This is a genomic window from Dictyobacter sp. Z7_2 (assembly GCF_057551105.1).
On record NZ_BAAJPE010000002.1, the window covers coordinates 3,125,688 to 3,150,074 of the forward strand.

A 24,387-nucleotide genomic window follows, 5' to 3' on the forward strand; every position below is an offset into this window, starting at 1 on the left:
CAATGGAACCCCATGGGCAATGTGGTCGTACGAGCTACAGACAGCACGGCGGAGCCGCGCCGCTACGTCGGTGAGCGTTGACGCCGGGGCGAAAGGGGGTTTCTCCCTATCTCTATAATATTTCGTGCCAAGCGTACGATGTTACTGATGCAGAGAAGTATCTATCGTTGGATGGCCATTATCATTACCTCTGAGAATCAGAATCGGTTTGTCGATGGCATTTCCATTGCTATCGAAGTGGATGGTACCGCTTACTCCCTGGACGGTAATCTGTCGTAACATCGTCTGCATATTGCGTGCCGTTAGTGCTTGCTTGCCTTCTTTCTGTAGCTGTTCGCTGGCCTGAATCAGTACCGATGTGGCGTCATAACCCAGAATAACATCGGCGTCGGTGGCGTTATAGCCGTACGATTCTGCGCGATACTGGCCCAAGGGGTCAAAGGCTTTGCTATAGTCGGCAAAAAACTGCTGATGGAGAGGTTGGGCTTGCTGTTCGGATGCGAAGGCTGTAAAGCGTAGACGACCATAATTTTTAAATGCATCGAGCGAATAATCTCCCTGGACATCGAGGGCATCTCCGCCAAGGACCAGGAGGCATTGTGCCTGGGTTTGACATGGTGGGAGATGGGTGAGTACTGAACTGGCTTCGTTGACATAGCCAGCGAAGTAGATCAGGTCGGGCTTTTGTTGGAGGACGAACTCCATCTGATCCGCGATGCTGCTGGGCATGCCAATGATGTAAATAAATGGGGCGTGGATAATCTGATGTGTGCTATCCTGATAGTGCTTTATAAAAGCTTGAGCCAGGCTATTGCTGTACGAATCCTCCGGATCGGTGAAGATCACGACGCGTTTAGCTTTAATGACCTCTTTGGCGTATTGGGCCGCCAGTGCCGCCTGCCGTGTATCGGTTGGAGCTACGCGGAAGAAGTCGTTTGAGATGCCTGTAAGCTTATCGCTTGAGGCGGTCGGAGAGACCATGGGGATGCCTGCGGCTTGCAGTATCTTTAATGCGGCTATTGCGCTTGAGCTGGTTGACCATCCCATCACTCCCACGATTGAGGGATCTTTATGCGCCGCCTGTACCACCTGTTGCGCGACGATCTGCGGGCTTGCTGGATCAATATCGGTTGCGGCAACCATCAAGCGTAGCAGTGTTTGTCCGGACTTTAATGCCTGATCATTGTATTCTTTTTGTGCGACGTAGGCTCCTTGAAGCACATCGCGGGCACCGCCGATGTGTTGTTGCGAAAATATAGTGCCTACAACCAGGATGTATGAGGGGCGATGGGTTTGAGTTACTGACAGGTTTTCGCGATAGATTAAAAGCTCAGCGTCGCTGCTATCGAGCGTAAGGGCTTGCTTCCAGAGCGCTTGAGCACCTTTGATATCGCCTGTTGTCATTTTGCTGGCGGATTCGCGTTTAATATCACCGTCGGGTCGACTGGTGTCAAATACCTTACTGCCATTGATGCTGATGCCGATCGGGGCTCCGGTTGGATCATTGCCTCCAAGCGGTGCGCTGGATGTGTTTGGAGGGAGCAGCCAGCTGAGGGTGACAATACAGATGATTAATAGTAAACAGAGGGTGGCGATCCAGACCCAGCGATCGCGCCAGCTCAGTCGACGCGGGCGCTTCTGATAGCGCTGGGGTTTGGAGGTAAGCATATCAGGAGTCATGGCCGCCATGGGTAATGAGAGTTCGCGCCAGGAGAGGACGGATTGATTGTCGATGCTGTTTGAGGATGTTGCTTGCCAATACTCCTGTGTGGCGCTGCGCAAGCGATAATGGTGATTCAGTGTGCCACACAGGATGAGTGTAAATGCCAGGATCAGGAGCAATATCGCTACTGGCATCAGATGGATCTCAAGCTCGGTTGCAAAAATATCGCCGCTGAGAAGCAGAAGCAGAATTGCCAGACCCGATCCCTGCAAGATCAAAGATAAGCCACGAGCCAGAGCCTGCGTAACTTGTCCTGAGAGCTTTTGGAGTCTCTCCCAGAAAGAGTAGAAGCGTCCTCTCACCCGCAGGCCGGCCGGAAGCCGTGGGGCTTTGGCTGTGATTGGCATATTTTCAGCCAGCAAGAAGCCATAGAAATAGCTATCCACCACGCGATACTGCTTTACCAGTTGCTGACAGCGCGGACAAGAGCGCAGATGATACTCAAAGGAGCTCCGATCATCTGTTGAGAGATGCTCTACCCGTGTCAACGCCAACGTGTCCGCCCATCGATCACACATCATATGCATAAATGCATCCTCCTGCGGATCATGCTCTGCTTCGTTTTGACGTGACATGGCTTCGCTCCTCCTCCTCTGAAGAATACAGACCCTCGCGCAGCTTGACCCGCGCCTTACTGATATATGCTTTTACCGTATCAGCCCCCAACTGTAAACGGATAGCAACTTCTGGCATTGTCAGGTTCTCCATATAATACAAATACAGACACTCGCGCTGCTTCGCAGGCATCGCGTCCCACATTTCGCGGATATGCATTTCTGCCAGCACGAGGCTCTCCACCTGAGGAGCCCCATCGGCCAGGTCAAAATCAGGATCGAGTGGCGTGGGAAGCTTATGGCGTTTGAGCTTCCGCAGATAATCGAAGGCGACGTTACGAGCAATCGTATACAACCAACTCTCGAAGCGCAAGCAATCCTGTAACGTCGACAGCTTGCGCCACGCTTTCTCAAATGTATCCTGGACCAGTTCTTCAGCCATCTCCACACTTACGTGCAGATCTCGCAGGAAGAAATGACAAATCTTGCGATAAAATAAGCAAAACAATTGATCGGCCGCCTGTTGATTTCCACGACGAGCCTCACTCACCAACCACTCAAGAGGGATATCATCAGGAAGATGCGGATACATTGCCGGACTCCCTTCACTGTACAGAAACAGAGCGATGATCAACACATGCATCATCTACGATAGATGAGCGGTCCTGATGCTATCAAACGTCTCTTTTTTGTGAGTATTTCAACATTTATATATAAACATACATAGCGTGATCCAAAATTCCAAATCCCCACACTCCCAGCAATAGAAAGTTATCATTGTACCTGATTTTCTAAGACGTAAACACAGGCATAAAATGAATACCATCTTCACCAAAATATATACTCCCTTATAAAAGACGTCCTATCATGCTTGAATTCTCCTATCCATCCTCTGCCATCAGCGCTCTTTTGCCTGCTGCTGAAGATGACTCATCGATGAGAATGACAATTATCTACAAATATTTGTGAATATTCGCCATTTATATGTTGATTTTTGCGGATAGTTATGGTAACATGATGTCTATAGAGAAAAATGTGCTGGATGGTATGGCAAATTTTGTTCGTAGGTTATTGCGGATATGGAATTTTTAAGTCAATGATTACAGGAGAAGAATGCATATGCATCCATTAATCACCCGAGATCCCGTAAGCGGAGAAGAGCTTATCGTGACGCGCCTGGAATGTCCGGCGAGCGGGATCAAGATTGAGGGCAGCTTTAGTCTTGGTTGGATTGGTCGCTTGACACGTGAGCAGCTGGATTTTGTAGAGCAGCTGGTGAAATATCGTGGCAATATCCAGAAACTGGCTGCCGAGCGCAACGTGGCCTATAACACGGCGCGGAGTCGTCTCGATGATATTGTGACGGCTCTGGGCGGCACGCCCGAGTTTGATGGGCGCGTCGATCGACGCGTGGTGCTTGATAAGCTGGCTGCAAAAGAGATCAGCGTTGAAGAGGCAATGAAATTATTGAAAGGCTAGCTGTATGTCGCTATCTAAAGAGGAGCGCGATCGCATCTTATACTTGATAGAGGCTGGACAGGTGAGCGCAAGCGAAGCTTCTCAACTCTTTGATGCGCTCGATGTGGCTCCAGATCGACCATCTGAACCTGTACGTGAACGTACACTGCGTATTCGAGCCACCAGTCTGCATACCGACCAGCAGAAAAAAAATGTGATCGCCAGCATGCCGATACATCTACTTAAATTGAGCGTCCGTCTTGGAAGTTATCTGCTGCCGCAGTTGAACGCTGGCACGATCCAGGATGTATTACGCGCCGTTGAAGAGGGAAGTACCGGACGTCTCTTAGACATACAAGATATGGAACAAGGTGAGCGCTTAGAAGTCTTTGTAGAATAAATATACCGAAAACTCTATCTATTAATGAGGAGAAATATCAATGAGACAGACATTTGACGCTGGCGCGGTGCAACGTATCCAGATTAGTAACCTCGACGGCGAACTCCAGATTCATGGCTGGGATCAGCCCACGATAGAGCTCACTAGCTCCGACGAGATTGAGCAGCTTCAGCCACGGGACAACATTTTATTCATCGATGATTGTGATGAGGATCTGGTTATCAAGGTGCCCTACTCCACGATCATCAGCGCCTCAGACCTCAAAGAGAGCGTCGGGATTGATCATGTGCAGCAAGTTGAGATTCATAACGTCCATGACGATCTCGTGCTCAGAACCATTCAAGGCGACGTCACCATCGATCATATCAAAGGCGATGCTAATCTGAGCAATATTCAGGGGACTGTCTCTATTAACGATGTTGATGGAGATCTGAGCGCGAACGATATTGCCGTCATGCAGGGAGGAAACAATTTGCGCGGAGATACCTCACTGACGGCAATTGGAACTGTTGATCTTCTCTCTGTTGGCCATGATCTCCAATTGAAGAATATTGAGCAGGCCACGCTTGGTAGTGTCGGAAACGACCTTAATGTTCAGGACATTAACACGCTGAAATGTGACAACGTCGGAGATGATTGTCAGATCGCCGGACTGCGTGAGAGTGTAATTGTGCTGAGTAACGTCGGCAAAGACCTGTTAGTGCGTTCCGTTAGCCAACTGACTGTCCGGCATGTCGGTCATGACTTCCGTGTCACGAATAGCGAGCAGGCGGAGATAGCCATCAGGAGCGTGGGAAAAGACCTGACCATCCAGGGAGCTACCAAAGTCGCTGTTGAGCACGTTGGTAGCGATGCCAACATCCGAGCGATCCAGGAAAGTGTCCGCATCGAAACCGTTGGTAGCGATCTCGTTCTGACAGATATTGGTGGCGAGGTTCGCTTTAGTACTGTCGGAGGCGATGCTGTCCTTAAAAATGTGCGCGGACAAGTGGATGCCGGTAAGATCGGAGGCGATGTGCACTTGCAGGCAGAATTTGCTCCTGACAGTGTCTCACATCTCAATGTAGGTGGAGATGCCAGCATCATCCTGCCCTCGGAGCCCAACCTGACCATCCAGGCCTTTGTCGGAGGAGACATCAGTGGACGGGCCATCGTCTCCAGCCAGCTGGGCAATCGCGCCACTCTGACTTATGGCGAGGGAGTTGCTCGTCTGGAACTGATCGTCGGAGGCGATCTCGTCCTGCGTAGCGACAAAGGACCAAAGAACAGCAGCAATAGCAACATCTGGTGGGATGATTTCGGTCGCGAGATGGCCGAGTTTGGACGCGAAATGAGCAATATGGGACGCGATCTCGGCTCTGAATTGAGTGCCGCCTTCAGTGACGTGGCATCATCTATTCATATCAATCCCGACTATTACGCCGGAGATGAGCAATCGCGCAAGGCCAGAGAGAAAGCTGAGAAGCAGCGTCACAAAGCAGAAGAGCAGGCGCGTCATGCCGAAGAGAAAGCTCGACGAGCTCAAGATAAACATATGCGTCTCAATATTCGCATGAACGACCGTGAATGGCGTATGGACCCGGAACGCATCAATCGTATCGTCGAAGAAGCCCAGCGAGCCGCCACTGAGGGTGTCCAGGGAGCCATGGAAGCCGTCGAGCAAGCGCTGAAGAACATCAACTTGAATCGCCCTCCCATGCCGCCGACGACGCCGACACCGCCGACACCACCTACGTCACCGGTTCCGCCGATGCCGCCGACGCCACCCACATTTCCAGTTGATCCCTCGGACATTTATGCGAAACCATTTGACGAACGTTCACAGCCCGAAGTACCAGCTGCACCAGAAGAAGCTGCAGAGGATGTCCCATCAGAACCTGTCAACATCGAACAAGAACGAGAAGCCATCCTGCGCATGATCGCCGAAGGCCGCATCAGCCCCGAAGAAGGAGACATGCTCCTGGAGGCCCTTGGAAGCTGAGCGTAATATTGTAGCGGCGCGGCTCCGCCGTGCTGTCTGCGACTCGTATGACACTGTTGCCCATGGGGTTCCCTTGAGAGACGCACCCAGGCCGAATCATACGTGTCACAGACAGCACGGCGGAGCCGCGCCGCTACGTCGGTGAGCGTTGATGCCGTGGGCGAAAGGATTTTCTCTCTCTGTTCACGGTATTGTACGTAAATGTACGATATTACTTGAGGGCGTTAATCAGGTGTTCGATTTCGCTGAGCGTGTTGTAATGAGCGAGTCCAACGCGTACGACGCCGCCATGCTCATCGAGCCCGAGCCGCTCGATGGCTTCCAGGGCGTAGAAGTTGCCGTTCCAGACGTTGATGCGCTGTCGGGCCAGTCTGGCGGCGACCTGTTGTGGAGATGATCCTTCCAGCGTAAAGGCGTAGGTGGCGACGCGTGATGCGAGGTGCTGGGGATCTGTGATGCCGAAGATGTGTAATCCCGGAATGGATTGGAGCCCCTGCAGGAGTGCCAGGCTGAGCTGTTGTTCATATTCTCCGAGGACGCGCATGCCTTCTTTGAGTGCTTTGGCGCGTCCGGTGCTGTCTGAATTGTTGCTCACTCCGAAGGTGGTGCCTATCCAGCTAAGGTAGTCGAGGATTCCGACTATGCCGGCGATGGATTCGAAGCTCTGGGTGCCTGTTTCGAATTTGTCGGGTGTATGGTTACCGGAGGGACGTACTTTGTAGGCGGTAAGCTTTTCGAGCAGGTCATATTTGCCGTAGAGGATGCCTGTATGCGGCCCAAAGAATTTGTAGGCGGAACAGGCGAGGAAGTCGCAGCCGAGAGCCTGGACGTCGATACTTTTATGCGGTGCGTATTGGACGGCGTCGATGAAACAGAGAGCTCCAACGTTGTGGGCGAGCTGCACGGCCAGGCTGACGTCGTTGATGGTGCCGACCGCGTTCGAGGCGTAGCCAACTGCAACCAGTTTGGTGCGTGCTGTGATAGCTTGTGCGAGAGCCTGCATATCCAGTGTACAATCCTCGGGATGGAAATCGACCCAGCGTATCTGACATCCTCGATCTTCCGCGATCCAGAGCCAGGGAGCGATGTTTGCATCATGATCGAGGCGCGTAACGACCAGTTCGTCGCCGGGCTCCAGCAGGCGGGCGATGCTACGACTGATGTGGAAGGTTAAGGAGGTCATGTTCTGTCCAAAGATGATTTCTTCGGGGCGAGCCGCATGTAAAAAATCAGCCATGCCCTTGCGTGCCTCCAGAACAATGGCATCTGATTCCTGGCTGGTACGGAATTCGCCTCCATGATTGGCGTTCGTGTGCAGAAAATAATGTTGCATGCGCTCGATGACTTCCTGAGCCACCTGCGTGCCTCCGGGATTGTCAAAGAACACCTCACCTGAAGCAAGCGCCGGAAAATGGGTCCGAACCGTCTCGATATTGAGCATGCGAGGAGCCTCCTGGATATGCTATCTGACCAGTATTATGTTCTCTGTGTTGTGGGATAGCTCATTATATCACAAGCTCATTCACCGGATGCTTGCTTCAAGCAAAGATCTCATGACACGTTGGATTATCCTTTCACTGCCCCTGCCGTCAGTCCAGATACGATGCGCCTCTGGAAGATGAGCACCAGGATGACGAGCGGTACGGTGACTATGATGGCTGCCGCCGCCAGCTGTCCATAGTTGATGCTGTATTGACCATTGAAGAGCGAGATAGCAACTGTGACTGGTTGTGCATTTGTGTCGGTTGCCAGGTTTAAGCCGAAGAGGAAGTCGTTCCAGACGGCGATAAATGATAAGATGGCGGCCGCGAAGACGCCAGGAGCGGTCAGAGGTAGTACGACGTACCAGAGTGCTCCCAGGCGTGAGCAACCGTCAATGCGTGCAGATTCCTCCAGATCTGGCGGGAGATCTCTGAAGAACGAGGTGAGTAGCCAGACTGTGAGAGGCAAGCTCAGTACGATATCAGGAATGACGAGCGCCGTATACGTATTGTAGATGTAGAGTGGTCCGGTAAAGAGTACGAAGAGAGGGCCGACGATGGCGATGAACGGGAAGACGTTGACCGATAAAACTGTGGCGAGAATCAGGGTCTTGCCATGGAACTTGATGCGAGCAATCGCATAAGCACAGAGCGAACCAAAGATCAGGCAGAGCACGGTGGTGATGACCGCAATAATCACGCTATTGCGTAGATCAAGCACAAAGAAAGGCGAACTTGTAATATCCTGTATATAGTTGTCGAGCGTGAATGAATGTGGAAACAGGGTTGGTGGCGAGGCCGTTGCTTCGGTCGGACTCTTGATTGATGTCACGAAGGTCCAGTATAACGGTGCCAGCGCAATCACTACGATAACGACAATCGCAATAATACGCGCAATCTGTGCCCATTGTTCGCGCCGCCTGGCTGCAATCTGTCGAGCCTGATAGGCTTGCCTTGTTGTGGCTGTCAGGGCTTGAGGTTGTGCCTGGATGTCCATTTTGATCCTCCTCTACTAATCGTTATCCTGGAATACGCCACGCATCATGGAGATAAAGACGATGCTGATCAAGATGCCTATGACGAAGATGATCACCGCCTCCGCTACGCCGGGCGCAAAGTCGGCATTGGTTCCGGCGAACATATTGAAGTCGGATTGGGAGGCCATCGATGGGACCGAGCGCTTCCCAAAGGCATAAAACAGATCGAAGACACGGATCGCATCCAGCGAGCGGAACAGGAGCGCAATCAAGAGCGTATTGCGCACCATGGGGATGGTCACTTGCCAGAATTGTTGCCAGCGATTACTGCCATCGACGCGTGCAGCTTCGTACAGGTCGGCAGGGATAACCTGTAGGCCCGCCAGGATCAAGAGGGCCATAAATGGAGTTGTCTTCCAGACGTCGGTGACAATAGCAGCAATAATTACGCCCGAGGTCGTTTGAATCAGCGAACTTCCTGGGGCAAGCAGGTGCATCTGCTGCAGAAGATAGGAGATGATGCCTGTTTGATCGTTATACATCAAGAGCCACATGTAGGCCGAGACGATGGTGGGAAAGGCCCAGGGGACCAGAATCGCTGCTCGCACCAGCCCTCTGCCAGGAAATGTTTTATTGATCAACAGAGCGATCGCCATGCCAAAGAGCGTCTCCAGGGCAACGCTGACGACACTAAAGATCAGGGTGCCTGCAATGGAGCCACGAAAGGCGCTATCCTGCCACGCTGCTACATAGTTATCAAAGCCTGTGAATGTTCCGCCGGATGCCGCCAGAGGATTATTCAAAAAACTGAGGTAGATCGAATAGAGAATAGGATAGACGGCTACGGCGAGGATGAGTATAAAGGTTGGTAGTACCAGCATATAGGGCAAGAAGCCGCTCTCGGTTCTAAAGCGCTCAAAGATGGATGGGGCTTTTTCCGTCTTGACGCTCTTGTCAATTACTGATGTTGCCATGATCCAGCTCTCCTTTGTGTTTCTCGCGTGCACAAATAGAATAGACGAGGCGTTTTCTATCTGCGATCAAATGTTGCTGCACTTTGCACTGGCCAGACGCTGTGATTATCCCGACAGCAAGAACCAGTTATCCACGCTGATAGATAGTTCTCGCTGTCGCCAGGATCTGGATTATGAAACAAGGCCTTTTAGATCAGAGGTGAGCGCCGTGAGTGCTGCTGTCGGTGTGACTTGCTTCTTCAACGCTGCAAAAAGATGGAGTTGGATAGCGTTGGAGACGTCAGGATAACGTGGTGAGACCGGTCGTGGTTTGGCATTTTGCAGCACCGGTTTAAGTTTGGTGAAAAGCGGCTGAGCTTTCAAGACATCTGCATCGTCATAGATACTTTGCAGGCAGCCAGTTAGCGAGGCTTTGACAGCGAGCGTCTTCTGGGCATCTGCGCTCAGGAGATACTTGATAAACTCCCATGAGGCATCGCTATTGGATGAATAGGCATTGGTGGCCAGATTCCATCCTCCTGTACACGAGTGTCCGGTGGTATTGCTGCCGCTCGCTGGCATTGTGGTGACATCAAATTTATTATCGATCGCCACACCTGCGGTGTTCCCGAGCGCGTATGCATACGGCCAGTTGCGCATGAAGGCGGAGTTTCCATTCTGCCAGACCAGACGACCATCGTCCTCTTGATAGGTGGTGACTGCCGCAGGAGAGATGCCACCAACCCAACTGACCATCTCAGTCAGAGCGGCCTGCGCCTCAGGGCTATTGACCGTGACTGTTTTGGCGTTGTTGGGATCAAGGATGGTGCCGCCGTAGCCATAGAGGACCTCGACGAAGTTGCAGACAAGACCTTCATACTGTGCACCTTGCCAGACATATCCATACTTCGTTTTTGACATCGCGTTTTTCCCCATTGTCGTCAGCTCCTCCCAGGTGGTGGGCGGCGTTGGAATGAGGTCTTTGCGATAGTAGAGGAGTCCGATGTCGGTACGGAGTGGGGCGGCGACAAGCTGTCCCTGATAAGTACAGCTCTCGATCGGACCTGAGAGGTATTTTGCACGCTCGCTTGCTGGCCATTGGCTATCCTTAATTGCCTGCGTCCAGCTGTTGGCCGCAAATTCGGCTGGATAGACAACGTCGATCGACATCACATCGATGGCGTGGTTACGTGCGCGTAGCATATTCACATACTTGGTCAGTAAGTCGTTGGTGCTGGCTGGCCCCTGGTTCCAGGTGACGTGAATGCCTTTCTGTTTGCCAATGGAGTTGTTAAATGTCGTTGTAAGGGTTTGATAGATCGAGGGGTTGGTCGAGTCTTTCTCACTTTGCCAGACGAGATTGACGGAAGCTCCATTGCCTCCATTGCTATTCGATGAACCACCGCAGGCCTCTAATAATGAGATTGCTGCCGTACTCGATAGTCCGACCGTGACAGCCCGTTCGAGAAAGGTTCGGCGTGTGATACGCCCCGAACGGATTTTGACAATAATCTCATCCAATACATCACGTTTCTCCGGGGTCATACGAGTCCTCCTTTAGACATGGACCAATAATTTCATCATCGTAGATAAAAAATCTTGCAATGCCGTTGAATAGACCTGGTATCGCACTGTGCGCGTTCATGGAAACGTTTCTATATGAACAATTAACAATAACATACGAATGCCTGAGTTGTAAAGGATTGCTGCGGGAATTATTAATGTAGAGGATGATCAATGCGTTCGATTAGGGATGGATTGATCCAGTTGTACGACGCTCTATCAAGCGTGTGGGGAGACGTACCAGAGTAGGTGTACTGCGGGGATCATTTATCTGTTCAAGCAGCGCTGCGACTCCGAGTTCACCCATCTGCTGGATCGGCTGCTGGACTGTGCTCAAGCCAAGGACCTCACTCAATTCTATCCCATCAAAGCCCATTACTGAGAGTTTTTCTGGTATCGCAATTTGCAGGAGTCGTGCCGTTTCCAGGACTCCGCTTGCTTGCACATCGGAGGCCGCAAAGATGGCTGTAGGTGGATTATCACGCTGAAGCAAGAGTCGCGCCGCTTTTTGAGCCTCCTGACGATTCCAGGCTGTTGCTATCAGCAGATCAGGATCAAAGACGACCTTCGCTTCACTCATGGCGCGATGGAAGCCGATCAGGCGATCGTTGGCCTGATTAAAAGTGAAATTATCATCACGGATGCCATTGATAAATCCAATCCGTCGATGGCCTTGCGCGATCAAAAATTTTACCGCATGATAAGAACCATCCATATTATCGACCACCAACGAGCTTATCTGTGGATGATACGCGTCCACCAGCACCGTGGGCAGATGGTTCTCGCGCCAGCGTCGTAGAAATGTCTCTGTGGGAGTCAGGGAGACAATCAGTAAGCCATCCACTTTTTGATGCATTGGCACCTCTGAGAAGTAATGATCGCGCTGCGTGGGCGTCTCGACATTGTATAAGATCAGCTCTTTTTCGGCACGAGTCAGCGCGATCTGGATACTCTGGAGCACTTCGATTTGAAATGGATGCGTAAAAAATGGCACAATTATTCCAATCGCTCCGGTACGCTTTGAGATCATACTGCGAGCAATCGGGTTCGGCTTGTAGTGCAATTGAGCAACTACATTCATGACACGTGTTCGCATCTCCGGGCTGACGCCGGGATGGTTGTTGATGACACGCGATACGGTTCCCACTCCGACGCCAGCGACGCGTGCCACATCCTTGATTGTTGACATAACAGGCGATCTCTCTTCCTCTGGCTGCATAGGTATTTTTTACCTCATGGAAACGTTCCCAGGCTCCAGTGGCATCAGCATAGCACAATTTTTTGAACGATGTAAAGTAGCGGCAAGCTCAAGTAAAGACTGTCTCGTGATGGCTGAGTGATACGTATCATAAGAAAGAAGTGTATATAATTACCATGGAGATAGATGAAAGGGGACCTTATGCAGACGCGCCAATTTGGAAAAACAGATATGCAGATTACGCCCATTGGGATCGGAGCCTGGGCCATCGGAGGTGGTAACGGATCATTTGGCTGGGGCGATCAGGATGATAAGCAGTCTATTGAGACGATTAAGCGTGGTTTAGGGCTGGGCATTAATTGGATCGATACTGCTGCCGTTTATGGTCTTGGTCATTCTGAAGAGGTGGTTGGAGAGGCGATTAGAGGTCGTGAGAAGCCGTATATTTTCACCAAATGCTCGATGGTTTGGGATGAGAAGCGCAAAGTAGGCAATTCGCTCAAAGCGGACTCAATCGAGCGCGAGTGCGAAGCGAGCCTGAAACGACTTGGTATCGACACGATTGACCTGTATCAGATCCACTGGCCTAATCCCGATCCCGACATTGAAGAGGGATGGGAAGCTTTAACGAAACTGAAAAAAGCTGGAAAAGTTCGTCATATTGGAGTCTCCAACTTCAACGTTGAGCAGCTCAAGCGAGCCGAAAAGATTGCTCCCGTCGAGACGTTGCAACCACCCTACTCGCTTATCAACTCGGACGTCCAGAAAGAGATCCTCCCTTACTGCGAGCAGCAGAACATTGGGGTGATCGTCTATTCGCCGATGGCCTCCGGCCTGCTTACCGGTCGCATGACCAAAGAGCGTATCGCCGCGATGCCCGATAACGACTGGCGTAAAGAGAGTTCAGCTTTTAAAGAGCCAGCTGTCGATCGCAACCTGAAATTAGCCGAGCTGCTGGGAGAGATTGCCTTCCCGCATAACCTCACCGCAGGAGCTGTTGCCATTGCCTGGACCCTACAGAATCCCGCTGTCACTGCCGCCATCGTCGGATCGCGCAGCCCCGAGCAGATCCAGGAGTTGCTGGCTGCCGCCGAGTTCCGTCTCACCGAGACAGAGCAGGAGCAGATCAATAGCTTTATGTCTAAGAACTTCTAGTGCAGTATCCTACGGTGGAGAGGATGACATTCATTGTAGAGTGTCATCCTCTCTTTTTGTGCCATGGTCAGACGTTTTGTCGCGCTGAGTACAATCAAAGAGAAATCCTATTTGTTCCATCATCTTCCCAGAGCATTTGTAAAAAGAAGAATCAGCATAAAGAGGAGTTATCAGATGCAAATCAGTGCACGTAATCAGCTCAAAGGAATTGTACAATCGGTCAAACTTGGCAGTGTGATGGCCGAAATCATTGTCACGCTCACCGATGGTCAGGAATTGGTCTCCGCCATCACACGCACTTCTGCCGAATCGCTTAAGCTGAAGCAAGGAGATCACATCGTCGCTGTCATCAAATCCACCGAAGTCATGCTTGGACGAGAATAGCTTTTTACCACCAAACTATTTTTTCGTCGCGTAAGTCATAGAGCGGTTTTCCTGTACGTGCTACTATGATCTGCTGGATGGCGGCCAGATCAGCAAGATATTTGTCGTAAGGCACGTTGGGCTTGAGCATCGTCAACCGGGTTAATATCTTGCGGGGAGGGCCAAGTTGAAACCATCGTGCCACTCCATGATCGCTGGTGACTTCGAACTGGATCGTTGAAAAGCGTTTGGCATTGCCCCACATGGCAAAACTATGAACTTCATTCCAGGGGATCTGTGTCGTCTTTCGATAAAACGTTGTTGTGATGCCTTGCTCATCGAGTGTAACTTCTTGAGCAAAGAGGGGTCGCATAATGAGCATGACAAAGAAGTCCACCAGAAATGTAAAGAACAAAAAGGCGACTACGATTCCGAGAATGATCGGAATGGTTGTCGTGTGTATATCTTGTGTTGGCGCATGTCCGTTTGTGGTGGTCTGTAGAGCGACGAACAATCCGATGAATGAGATAATTGCCAATGAAACGCAAAAGATACCGTTAAATTCAAGCATATACTTGATGCTGACATGTAATCCAGCTTGTGCAGGCAATGGTGCTGCTTGAGCATCTGGCACTGGTTGGGGCTGAGCCAGAAATGCTGGATCACCCGATGATGCTCGTTGACGTCGTTCCTCTGTCCGTTGATGCTTGCGCTTAAAGGCAAAGAAAGCCAGAATGAGAAGGATACCGAAGAAGATCAGATATCCCAGTAGAAAGTAGTTGGGTCTGCCTGCTACCATCGTCAAAATCACTTGTAACAGCAATGAAAGAAAAACAATACCTTCGCAAATGAAGAAAACCCAATAGACGCGTCGCATGGGGTCATTCTTATGCATATTATGTCCTTTCACTCTATAATAGAGAATACGATTATAGAACTTATCATTACGCTAATAAATTAATGTCTATTTATGTTACGTGAAAGGGCATGTACTGGATTCTAAAAGAGATATATATAACTGGAATTTTTCTTTATCGCGGTTGTATTAATATATGTATGCGTAACCTGGCACTCTGCTGGTCGTATATGGATTGAAGGAGGATAGAAATTTGGCTTGCTGTCTCAATCCACGTGGACGACATGATAATCCGGACGGAACCATCTGTTGTCGGGACTGTGCTTTCCTGGTGCAGGGGGCGCAGATTGGTATCTATGAAGTGATCAGTTTTATCGGGGCTGGTAGCTTTGGACAGGTTTATAAGGTCCGCGAACCCAATCCGCTTAGCCGGATTCTGGCGCTCAAGGTGCTGCGCATGGATCAATCGAATCCGAAGTCGCAGGCCAGTTTTTTTCAAGAAGCGCGTCGCATTGCCACCATGCAGCATCCCAACATTCTCCCGATCTACAACTTTGGTCAGATCGCCGATAGCAAACAGCCGTACTTTGTGATGGAGTATGCTCCGCGCACGATTCGTGACCTTTTTCGTACGAGCAATGGTCAGCAGCGTCAGACGTTTGTGGAAGATCTGGTTCCGTATGTCGATCAGATTGCGGCGGCACTCAAGTACGTACATGATAATGGATTGGTCCATCAAGATGTGAAGCCGGGCAATCTGCTGGTCGGGCATAGTGGACAGATCTTGTTGGCCGATTTCGGGACGGCTTATTATCTGGGCACGCAGACGCATGCCTCGCTTGGTGAGATCACGGGGACAGCCGCATACATGCCTCCCGAACAATGGCGTGGTGCTCCACGTCGCGACTCCGACCAGTATGCGCTGGCGATCTGTTGCTATGAGCTGTTGACTGGTCGGACTCCTTTTGTGCATGCTCAATTGGAGCAGATGTGGAAGGCTCAACTCAATGAGCTCCCACCACCTCCGCAGCGCTGGAACGCTCGCGTGCCAGTTGAAGTCTCTGCCGTGCTCCAGCGAGCGCTCTCCAAAGATTATCGTCAGCGCTACGGGAGTATTATCGAGTTCGCCGAACAGTATAGTCAGGCCGTACATGTGGCGCAACAGCGCTATCTCTGTCAGCGCTGCGGACAGCAGAATCGGACGGGTGCTCAGCGCTGCGCTTTCTGTGGGGCCGAGCATGATGATCGCTATTGCCAATATTGTGACGCTCCCGTGCGCTTTGGACAGCGTTGCTGCTCACGCTGTGGACGCCTGACGCTCTCTCCCGAAACTCTGCATGCCAGTCCATTGATTGGTATCACTGTACACCAGAACCGCTATACCATCACGCGCATCCTGAAGCAGACTGAGGCGACTGGCATCATGACCGCCGTGGCGCGAGATGCCCAACAGAATGGAGCATTTGTCGTGCTCAAGCGCTGGGAATGTGCTGATTATCCGCTCGCGCAGCGTGCTAAGGAGGTGGCTTATTATGATCGAGCGACAGAACCTCTGGCCCGCCTGCGTCATCCGCTGCTACCGCGCATCATCGATCGTTTCGCCGAAGGGAAGCATTACTACGCCGTCATGAATTATATCGATAGCGAAAGCCTCGAAGAGCGTATTGCCAAACTTCTGCGTCCGCTCGCCGAGCGAGAAATCATCAGCTATCTTAACAGCCTGCTCAATATCCTGATCGCCCTTGAGCAGCAGCCAGTGCCCATCCGTCATGATGACATCTCGCCGGCCAACATCCTCATCGAAGCGCAGCGCCAGCGTGTCTTTCTAACAGGCTTTCAGATCCAGCCGCCACCGTCGTCCAACGAGCCCAATACGCAACGACGCGGGAAGAGAACGACGCGCAAGCTTGCTATCTCGCCTTATCTACCGATCAAGGATCAGATCTATGATCAACGTACCAGCATCTATGCGCTGGCTGCCAGTATGTATCATGCGCTGAGCAACGTCGCGCCGCCGCATTATCCCGCCTATCCTCCTATCCGCCTGCTCAATCCAGCCATATCGCCCGCACTGGAAAGAATCCTGGCGCGAGCGCTCGATGAAGATGCCGGAGGACGCTATCGCGGCTACAAAGAGATGCAGCAGGATGTGCAGCGCTTGCTTTGATCTTCTGAGAAGAGTGCGGCACCTGACGACGTATATCATTCAAGATGCTCGTGGAGACAAGGACACCGTAGCGTCGCACGCTCGCGTGCGATGTCCCACTCGACGTATGATCTAGCTGACCAGCGTGGTGCGCCGAGATCCTGCTGGCTCGTACGAGAAACTGGGGCATCGCACGCGAGCGTGCGACGCTACAGGGTCTTCGCTGCGCTCGACCTTGTTCCCTATGAAGCACACCTGTAGATGAATGGAGTATGGTCGAGGACTGAAAAATATGTTACACTGACGCAAATAGCGATAAGTGAGGCCCTCTCTAAATGAATAAGCTTGCACGCGACGATGAGGAGAATCTCATTGCCCGTAGCCAGCATGATGATGTTGAAGCCTTCAACCTACTCATAGAGCAGTATCAACGCATTGTGTACAGTACGGTGTTTCGTCTGTTGGGTGATCCCGATGTGGCGGCCGATGTGACTCAGGATGCGTTTATTGCCGCTTTCAGGGCTATTCGCACCTATCGTGGAGGCTCATCATTTCGTGCATGGCTCTTACGCATTGGCTCCAACCTTGCCTGTGACCATTGGAGGCGTGTACAGCGTCGTCCGGCCACCTCACTTGAAGCGCTCACCAACGAAGATGACCTCCATGCCTATAGTCCTCTTGACACCCTGGCGATGGTCGGTCCAGAAAGCAATCCCGAGGAACGCATGCTGGCGCTCGAGCTTCATGATCTGATCCAACGCGGTCTTGAGCAACTCCCACTTGAACAACGGACAGCGATTATTCTCTGTGATGTTCAGGGATTATCTTACGAGGAGGCTGCACAGGTGGCAGAGACGAATCTGGGCACTATTCGTTCGCGTATCTCGCGTGGGAGGGCACGTCTACGCACTTATTTGCAGGCCCACAAGGAACTTTTACCGCATACGTATCGTCTCTCCAATAAGGACGATAAATAATATACAATGGAGTCTACCCGTGTCACCACTTGATCGGCATCTGACAACTGAACAGCTTTCGGCGTTGCTCGACAATCAGCTCTTGCCCGAGGAATCGGAGGAGAGCTATCAAGCACATCTGCAAACCTGTGAGCAGTGTCAACAAGAGCTGACCGAGTTACATCAAACGGTACTCCTCCTGCAGGAATTGCCACAACCACCATTGCCGCGCTCATTCACCTTACCGGCTACCTTCTCTTTGACATCGGCAGCATCCGACGCGACAACACAAGAAGAGCCAGATGCAGAGCCTGTGGATCAGACGCTTCCCAAACCCATTCTCCCGATCAGTAGCAGGAATCCCAGGCAATTTACGATGGTGTCGACGCGTCGCAGACCACTTCGCACGGCTATGCGTCTGGTTAGTGGCCTGGTTGCCGTGATTGGCATCTGTTTCGTGCTCACTGCCCTTCTAGGAGCTCTGGCGCTATCATCATCTCATATCAGTAGCACAGCAACGTCTTCTGCGCCTTCAACCAGTACTCCTACCTCTGTGCAGGGATTTAACGGCCCACATGAAGTCATGACTCCTCATGTAAATAAGGTTCCTACGACCACGCCGTCTATTCAATCCGCTCCGTCTCTTGATAAACATGACGAGACTCCATCCGTAATTGTGTCAACATTCTTATTCTTTGATATAAGCACTGGTGTTGGGCAATTCAGGCTAGGTATTTTGTTGGTGGTGCTGGGTGTGATTGGCTCCTTCTTCTTTAAGAAGCGTAAAACGCGCTACGGGCGGCAAGTAGTATCTTCTGATCAAAAGTAGATGGTCTCTAAATGGCGCATGCGGATGTCTCAACATTTCGTTTGTGCTATATTCTGTATTGGATACTTTGGATGGGATACAGTAATCTGTCCTATCGCAAGCTAATTGATATCAGACAATTGATGAGGGAAGACCTTCCATTCAGAAAACGAGACGATGGTGAACACAACGTTATTGCTGCTCCCGCCTTTGATCAATGTACTGGTCACCGGGATATTTGCATTTGTCATCCTGCGACAATATATTCGCCGACGACGTAGCTACCAACTCTACTGGTCGATTGCGCTATGTATGGCTTTTATTGCCACACTGGCCTATATGAGCATGATTATCGTCGGACCAACAACGACTCCGGGCACGTATCTCTTCCGCCTCTACTATGCCTTTGGCGGAACGATTATGCCATCCTGGCTGGGGTTGGGGAGCGTGGGACTCCTTGGCAAGCCACGTCTGACCCGTATTTGTGCTGGCTTTTTAATGCTGTTGAGCACTGTGGCGGCTATATTTGTGCTGGATGCCGCTATCGATATGCTGAAGCTGAGTCAGATCGCTGGAGAACCTGGAACAGGCACGCTTCTGACTGGTCCCTGGCTGCTCATGACCATTCTGCTCAATACTCTGGGTGTAGTGGCTGTGGCGGGAGTGGCGCTCTTCTCAGGTATACAACTCCTGCGCCGCCAGACGAGTATGGGAGGCATCAAGACTGGCCGCGTGCTCTGGGCAAATATATTTATCTTTGCCGGAGCAATCCTCAACGCTGCCGCTGGAAGTATGGCCCGTTTCCTGGGCATCGATAACATCTTCTGGCTGATCATGGCAATCGGCTGGATTGTTCTTTTCGGAGGAGTTGTGCTGGCTGGTCGTCGCTCAAGCATCGCGCCGCTCCAGTCTCCTATTGTCAGGCCGGTTCGAGAGAAAGGGACTCTGCGTCCACCGATGCTCTGGGCGAATATCTGTATCCTCTCTGGAGCAGTTCTGAATGCCGGAGCAGGCAGCATCGCGCACTTTTCTGGCGCTGATGTCCTCTTCTGGCTGCTGCTCATCTTTGGCTGGATTATCCTGCTGGTGGGGGTAGGGCTGGCCAATCGCCGTATCAGTCCCAGCCAGACTGGTGCCAGATCAGGCGTCCCATTGCCTTCAGCCGATCAGCATGTGGATCGGGAGACCGAAGAAGCTAATAGTAAGTAGGCACCACAAGAAAGGACGCCTCTTGACGAGACGCCCTTTCCTGGTCAGGTAAAGGTTTACGAGAAGGTATTGCTTAAACCCTTAACTCCCTGATGATAATTCACCGAGTGTGGCCTGTACGCTGATTTGCTTTGCTCCTCGATAGACCTGTACGGTGACAGTCTGACCAGGATTGTCTGCAAACAGCACATTTTGGAGATCTGGGAGATCAGTGATCTGAGAATTGTCAATCTGGACAATCACATCGCCAGCTTGTAAGCCCGCTTTTTGTGCGGCTCCGCCGTTGACGAGCTTTTCGATCAGGACACCATGATCGACTGATAGCGTATCTTGCCTCTGCACCTGGGCAGTTACAGAAATTGGCTGGATACCGATGGCGGCGCGGCCTGTATGTGTGACTTTGCCATCTTTAATCAATTGCGTTGCAATCAAGGATACTTGTTTGGATGGAATTGCAAAGCCAACGCCATTGGCAGGTGCATTGAATTCTGGATCGACAGCGGTCAGCGTGGGGATGCCGACAAGATTCCCATCCAGATCAACCAGCGCTCCACCGCTGTTACCAGGATTAATCGGTGCATCGGTTTGAATCGCGTTGGGGATAGTGACACCATTATCCTCGCTGACGTTTCTTCCCAGTGCACTCACGATGCCGTTGGTGACCGTCTGGGTATTGCCAAGCGGATTCCCAATGGCCAGCACGTTCTGCCCTACGACCAGTTTGGTTGAGTCTGCCAGGGGGATGACGGCCATGTTCTTTGGTGGTGTGATCTTGACCAGAGCCAGATCGTCGGCAGGATCAGTGCCAATAACCTGCACGTTTTTGTAGGTTGTTCCATCGGCGAGCGCGACTGTGATGGTGGTTGCTCCGGTTACGACGTGGTTATTGGTGATAATGTACCCACGCGTATCGATGATTACGCCCGAACCAAGCGCTTCACCGCTCGACGTTTCTACCGTGATCTGGACGACCGCTGGTCGTGTCTTTGCCACAACGGCTTCCTGTACTGCCTGGAGGTTTGTTCCAGTCAGCTTGGGAATGGTGACCTGTGAACTCGATCCTGTCTGTAATGTGCCGTTATTGGCAACCGACGAGTTTGTCGCTGCTGTGGGGGCATGTCCAAACTGCCAGCCAGCAAATAGTCCTACACCCAGGACGACCAGTAATACCAGGGTCAGTGCTGTGATCGCAAGCGCACGTGAGCCGCCGCCTCTGCCTGTACGCTGCGGCTGCGGCGCGAGCGGTCCACCATTGCCTGCGTAGGGAACATAGCCTCCCTGAGCGTAGCTTTGTCCTGTGCTATTGCTTGTCCCACTCACCGTTTGATCGTCGGGTTTGGGTTGGGCTTGCGCTGTGTAAGCGGATGGCTGATAGCTGTTGCTCTGTGGACGCGATGGTGATGATGCATAAGGACTTGGCTGATACGCTTGAGGTTCCATATACTCGCGATAATATTGTCCATTTTGAGCGCCGCCACCCTGTTGAGGAGGATAACTCCTATTCTGGGCCGGTGGCGCATATGGATGTGGTTGCTCCTCTTCAGGTCGAGCCGATTGTGGAGCGGGTTGATACGGTTCGGTTTTATCATCCTGATAATAACCGGAAGTATGATTATCTGAATTTTCCATGTGCGATACCCTCCTCGGTACCAATTAAAATCCCCCCACTGCCTATCACATGCCGTAGCATAATCTTTTATAGTAACATGTGAGCCATCCCATGGCACAATATGGAATGCTTATAAACTTATCTTGTCTATACTGTATCTTACTACCATAAAAAATCTTTGCTAGATTTGTAAAAAAATTGTATGGAAACCTTCCTCTCTAATAGATATCATTTATTAACCCAGCAAGCAAGTTTTTCCATCGGTATCCTACTATTATATTAACAACAGCCATTTTATTCAAAGGGGTTGCTCATAGGTGCCGATAATGAGATAATGGGAAAATAAATCGTGTAGGAGATGGAGTGGACTGAAATTGGACGAGTCTAAGATACATGAGAGGGGACAGGATGTAGCATCCCTTTCTTCGCAACAAACAAAAACTACTATACAGCAAGAGGTCGTAGAGCAGAGTGATCAAACCTCTGATCGCGGGCAGACTCGTCATTGTGCCTTGATGTATGTGCAGGCGAAAGATTGGGGACAGGCTTTTCCGTTACTGATGGAAATGGCTCGTGTCGACGATCAGGATAGCGAAGTCTTGCTTGCTCTGGCAATCACATTGGACGCGCTCAATCAATTCGAACTCCTCTACGACGTTGCCCTGCGGATTATCTCGCTTGAGCCCAATTCAGCGTATGGATTGGCCTATAAAGCTCGGGCTCTGCAAAAACTGAACCGTATCTCAGAGGCCAAAATCGCCAACGATCAAGCGCTCCTCCTCAACACCAATCTGGGACTGGCCTGGATCAATCGCTGCGGACTTCAATTGCTACAAGAGAAATTCTCAGATGCCTTACGCAGCTCTCAGAGAGCTATCGAGCTCGCCTCAGATGATGCCCGCGCCTGGGCTAATTATGGTGTTGCGCTCCTTAACTTCAATCGCCTGGCTGAAGCCCTCGATGCTTTTGATAGAAGCCTTGAACTGGATTCATATCAACTCTTTGCTCTCCAAATGAAAGGTGACATCCTGTGCCGCATCGGACGCATGCGTGAACTGATTCCTTTGCTGAACCGAGCCAGGAAAATCCAGCCACGAGATATCAGAACACTCACGCTGGGTCTCCATGCGTTTCGCGCCCTGGAGATGTTTGAAGAACTCAAAGATTGGTCCTTCTGTCTGATCGAAATCACCCCTGAGAATCCTCTGGCCTGGGAAAACTACATGCGTAGCCTGCGCAGCCTGGGACAGTTCTCAGAGGCCAATGATGCTGTTGATCATCTGATTGCTTTAGATCTCTCCAATGTCCGCTTCGTGACTATTAAAGCGGACACCCTTTATCGCCTGGAGCGCTATCGCGAAGCCGTCACGATCGCCGAACGAGCCATGCGCCTCAATCAGGATTATCCTCCGGCGCGACGCATCTACGAGAAATCCCTGCGCATGATGTATCAGCGCAAAGAGAAGAAAAAGGTCTAGGGTTTAGCTATCAAGATAGGAATACAGATGCAGTGGAAGTGTCTCATCTCCTTGATGATCAGACCAATCCCTCGAGCAGACGCAGCAGGACGTCGCCCGCATGCTCGCGCACACTTGTCCGGACACGCTCCGTGGTCAGCACGCGTATGCGTCGTTGATGGCGTTCGTAGCGTGCCAGATCATCGGATTGCAGGCCGGTGACCTCAACCCACTTCATCAGAGGCTTCATCCCAATCGGTGGATGCTCGAAAGCTACCCAGACATCCATCTCCCACCGCTCAGGCCGAGGGATATCAAAGAGCACCTCATAATCAGTAATCTCCAGATTGAGGGCCAGAGCCAACTCGGCTGCCAACTTCTGCTCGATATGTCGACGCCGCATCGGGTCCCAGAACAGCGCCTCAAGCCTGCGGAATAGACTCCCAGCCGGAGGACTGATCTCTAACGCTACCTTATAGGGTCGGCGTAACTCAAGGTCCAGCGCCAGCCTCTGAGAACTTTCGGGCATCGTGTCAGAAGCCAGTAGTGTTAGCAGGCCAGCATCTGTCAGACCCATCAAGCGTTCAGCCGTCAGAGCCTGAGCTGTCAAAGCATCGAAGACCGCTCGCACCAGCATCATCTGAAACGCTCGACTCGTATGATGCCAGTAAATATTGTCAAACATCTCCTGGCGCGCATGTAACAGCGAATGCAGGGGACTGATCCCCTTATTCGTCACAACCATACAGCGCTCGCCGTGCACGTCACTGTACGTCCGCAGAGAGCCAAGCAGCCTCGACACGTCCACGCCACCATACGGCACATTGCAGGCACGAGCATCCCGGGGTAGATAATCCAACTTATCGATATCCAACGCCCCACTCAGCAGATGTCGCAACAACTCATCATCAGGTGGCAGCGGCCGCGACGTCGGCGGATCGATAAAATCGGCCACTCGCTCAGGCGATAGATGATAATCTCGCTCAATGATCGTCGCCAGCTCACTTTTTTCAATGATTGAGCGCCCGACCCGCTCGTGGTGGATAATCGAGTAGCCAAGATCCTCGATCGTATGCGAAAAAGGATAATGTCCAATATCATGCAGCAAAGCAGCCACCACCAGCGTCTGAATGCTACTGATCGAAATTCCATCCAGCCCACCATGCGTTCCGCATTGTAGTAGCGATCTTAAGGCTCGTACCGCCAGATGATAACAGCCAAGACTGTGCTCGTAGCGCGAATGAGTGGCACCCGGCCAGATCCTGTACACAAAACCCAACTGCTTCACCTGCTGCAAACGCAGAAACTCCTGCGTATTGATCAGCTTTAGTTCACGCGGACCCAACGGAATCAAATCGTAGAGACTATCACGTACTGTCCCCACTGGCTGCTCGTCTGGTAGCAACGGATAGCCTCCCGTGTCTGCCGACTTGATCGTATGTAGATAGATGGCTCTATCTGCTAAAGGGTCCTCAATCACAGGATCTACGTTGCCTTGTAAATAATCTTCTTGATCTTCTTGCATACACCCATTCTATCA

The 24,387-nt window shown here is 51.5% G+C and carries 20 protein-coding genes; 10 read left to right on the forward strand and 10 right to left on the reverse strand.

The window, feature by feature from the left end:
- Positions 1–141: 141 nt before the first annotated feature.
- The gene (locus AC27N8_RS26680) at positions 142–2,298 is read right to left on the reverse strand and encodes a branched-chain amino acid ABC transporter substrate-binding protein (RefSeq protein ID WP_487071122.1); all 2,157 of its coding nucleotides are present in this window, start codon (positions 2,296–2,298) and stop codon (positions 142–144) included.
- A complete protein-coding gene (locus AC27N8_RS26685) occupies positions 2,270–2,869 on the reverse strand; it encodes an RNA polymerase sigma factor (RefSeq protein ID WP_487071124.1) in 600 nt (199 codons plus the stop codon). Before AC27N8_RS26685 ends, AC27N8_RS26680 begins: the two co-directional genes overlap by 29 nt.
- Positions 2,870–3,396: 527 nt before the next feature.
- Between AC27N8_RS26685 and AC27N8_RS26690 the strand changes: the two genes are divergently transcribed.
- Genes AC27N8_RS26690 through AC27N8_RS26700 form a run of 3 tightly spaced genes read left to right on the forward strand, consistent with a single transcriptional unit; the run spans position 3,397 to position 6,116 of the window.
- Positions 3,397–3,756 carry a DUF2089 family protein gene (locus tag AC27N8_RS26690; RefSeq protein ID WP_487071126.1) on the forward strand — a complete coding sequence of 120 codons (360 nt, stop codon included), beginning with the start codon at positions 3,397–3,399 and terminating at the stop codon, positions 3,754–3,756.
- 4 nt (positions 3,757–3,760) lie between these two features.
- On the forward strand, positions 3,761–4,135 hold the full coding sequence (locus AC27N8_RS26695) for an SHOCT-like domain-containing protein (RefSeq protein ID WP_487071128.1): 375 nt from the start codon (positions 3,761–3,763) through the stop codon (positions 4,133–4,135).
- 40 nt (positions 4,136–4,175) lie between these two features.
- Positions 4,176–6,116 carry an SHOCT-like domain-containing protein gene (locus tag AC27N8_RS26700; RefSeq protein WP_487071130.1) on the forward strand — a complete coding sequence of 647 codons (1,941 nt, stop codon included), beginning with the start codon at positions 4,176–4,178 and terminating at the stop codon, positions 6,114–6,116.
- 211 nt (positions 6,117–6,327) lie between these two features.
- Here the strand turns inward: AC27N8_RS26700 and AC27N8_RS26705 are convergent, their stop codons facing one another.
- The 5 genes from AC27N8_RS26705 to AC27N8_RS26725 all read right to left on the reverse strand — a co-directional run bounded on the left by AC27N8_RS26705 (position 6,328) and on the right by AC27N8_RS26725 (position 12,279).
- The gene (locus AC27N8_RS26705; protein ID WP_487071132.1) at positions 6,328–7,557 is read right to left on the reverse strand and encodes a cysteine desulfurase-like protein; all 1,230 of its coding nucleotides are present in this window, start codon (positions 7,555–7,557) and stop codon (positions 6,328–6,330) included.
- Positions 7,558–7,682: 125 nt separating this feature from the next.
- Complete coding sequence (locus AC27N8_RS26710; RefSeq protein WP_487071134.1) at positions 7,683–8,594, reverse strand: carbohydrate ABC transporter permease; 912 nt, start codon at positions 8,592–8,594, stop codon at positions 7,683–7,685.
- A 15-nt stretch (positions 8,595–8,609) separates the two neighbouring features.
- A complete protein-coding gene (locus AC27N8_RS26715; RefSeq protein ID WP_487071136.1) occupies positions 8,610–9,548 on the reverse strand; it encodes a carbohydrate ABC transporter permease in 939 nt (312 codons plus the stop codon).
- A gap of 171 nt (positions 9,549–9,719) precedes the next feature.
- Positions 9,720–11,072: an ABC transporter substrate-binding protein gene (locus tag AC27N8_RS26720; RefSeq protein WP_487071138.1), complete on the reverse strand. Its 1,353-nt coding sequence runs from the start codon at positions 11,070–11,072 to the stop codon at positions 9,720–9,722.
- A gap of 202 nt (positions 11,073–11,274) precedes the next feature.
- Positions 11,275–12,279, reverse strand: a complete 1,005-nt coding sequence (locus AC27N8_RS26725) for a LacI family DNA-binding transcriptional regulator (protein WP_487071140.1) — start codon at positions 12,277–12,279, stop codon at positions 11,275–11,277.
- A gap of 210 nt (positions 12,280–12,489) precedes the next feature.
- Between AC27N8_RS26725 and AC27N8_RS26730 the strand changes: the two genes are divergently transcribed.
- Positions 12,490–13,443 (forward strand): aldo/keto reductase, encoded by a 954-nt coding sequence (locus AC27N8_RS26730; RefSeq protein ID WP_487071142.1) that lies wholly within the window; start codon positions 12,490–12,492, stop codon positions 13,441–13,443.
- 174 nt (positions 13,444–13,617) lie between these two features.
- Positions 13,618–13,827 carry a TOBE domain-containing protein gene (locus tag AC27N8_RS26735; protein WP_487071144.1) on the forward strand — a complete coding sequence of 70 codons (210 nt, stop codon included), beginning with the start codon at positions 13,618–13,620 and terminating at the stop codon, positions 13,825–13,827.
- Between the two features lie 4 nt (positions 13,828–13,831).
- Here AC27N8_RS26735 and AC27N8_RS26740 read toward each other — a convergent pair whose 3' ends face one another.
- Positions 13,832–14,701: a hypothetical protein gene (locus AC27N8_RS26740; protein ID WP_487071146.1), complete on the reverse strand. Its 870-nt coding sequence runs from the start codon at positions 14,699–14,701 to the stop codon at positions 13,832–13,834.
- A gap of 214 nt (positions 14,702–14,915) precedes the next feature.
- Here AC27N8_RS26740 and AC27N8_RS26745 point away from each other — a divergent pair, with 214 nt between their 5' ends.
- The 4 genes from AC27N8_RS26745 (at position 14,916) to AC27N8_RS26760 (ending at position 19,781) form a co-directional block, all read left to right on the forward strand.
- Positions 14,916–16,829, forward strand: coding sequence for a protein kinase domain-containing protein (locus AC27N8_RS26745; protein WP_487071148.1), 1,914 nt, complete (start codon positions 14,916–14,918; stop codon positions 16,827–16,829).
- A 314-nt stretch (positions 16,830–17,143) separates the two neighbouring features.
- Positions 17,144–17,785, forward strand: a complete 642-nt coding sequence (locus AC27N8_RS26750) for a sigma-70 family RNA polymerase sigma factor (protein WP_487071150.1) — start codon at positions 17,144–17,146, stop codon at positions 17,783–17,785.
- 19 nt (positions 17,786–17,804) lie between these two features.
- A complete protein-coding gene (locus AC27N8_RS26755; RefSeq protein WP_487071152.1) occupies positions 17,805–18,593 on the forward strand; it encodes an anti-sigma factor family protein in 789 nt (262 codons plus the stop codon).
- A 156-nt stretch (positions 18,594–18,749) separates the two neighbouring features.
- Positions 18,750–19,781 (forward strand): hypothetical protein, encoded by a 1,032-nt coding sequence (locus AC27N8_RS26760; protein ID WP_487071154.1) that lies wholly within the window; start codon positions 18,750–18,752, stop codon positions 19,779–19,781.
- Positions 19,782–19,862: 81 nt separating this feature from the next.
- Here the strand turns inward: AC27N8_RS26760 and AC27N8_RS26765 are convergent, their stop codons facing one another.
- Positions 19,863–21,410 carry a S1C family serine protease gene (locus AC27N8_RS26765; protein WP_487071156.1) on the reverse strand — a complete coding sequence of 516 codons (1,548 nt, stop codon included), beginning with the start codon at positions 21,408–21,410 and terminating at the stop codon, positions 19,863–19,865.
- Between the two features lie 354 nt (positions 21,411–21,764).
- Here AC27N8_RS26765 and AC27N8_RS26770 point away from each other — a divergent pair, with 354 nt between their 5' ends.
- On the forward strand, positions 21,765–22,868 hold the full coding sequence (locus tag AC27N8_RS26770) for a tetratricopeptide repeat protein (protein ID WP_487071158.1): 1,104 nt from the start codon (positions 21,765–21,767) through the stop codon (positions 22,866–22,868).
- Between the two features lie 58 nt (positions 22,869–22,926).
- Here AC27N8_RS26770 and AC27N8_RS26775 read toward each other — a convergent pair whose 3' ends face one another.
- A complete protein-coding gene (locus AC27N8_RS26775) occupies positions 22,927–24,372 on the reverse strand; it encodes an HD domain-containing protein (RefSeq protein WP_487071160.1) in 1,446 nt (481 codons plus the stop codon).
- Between the last annotated feature and the right edge of the window lie 15 nt (positions 24,373–24,387).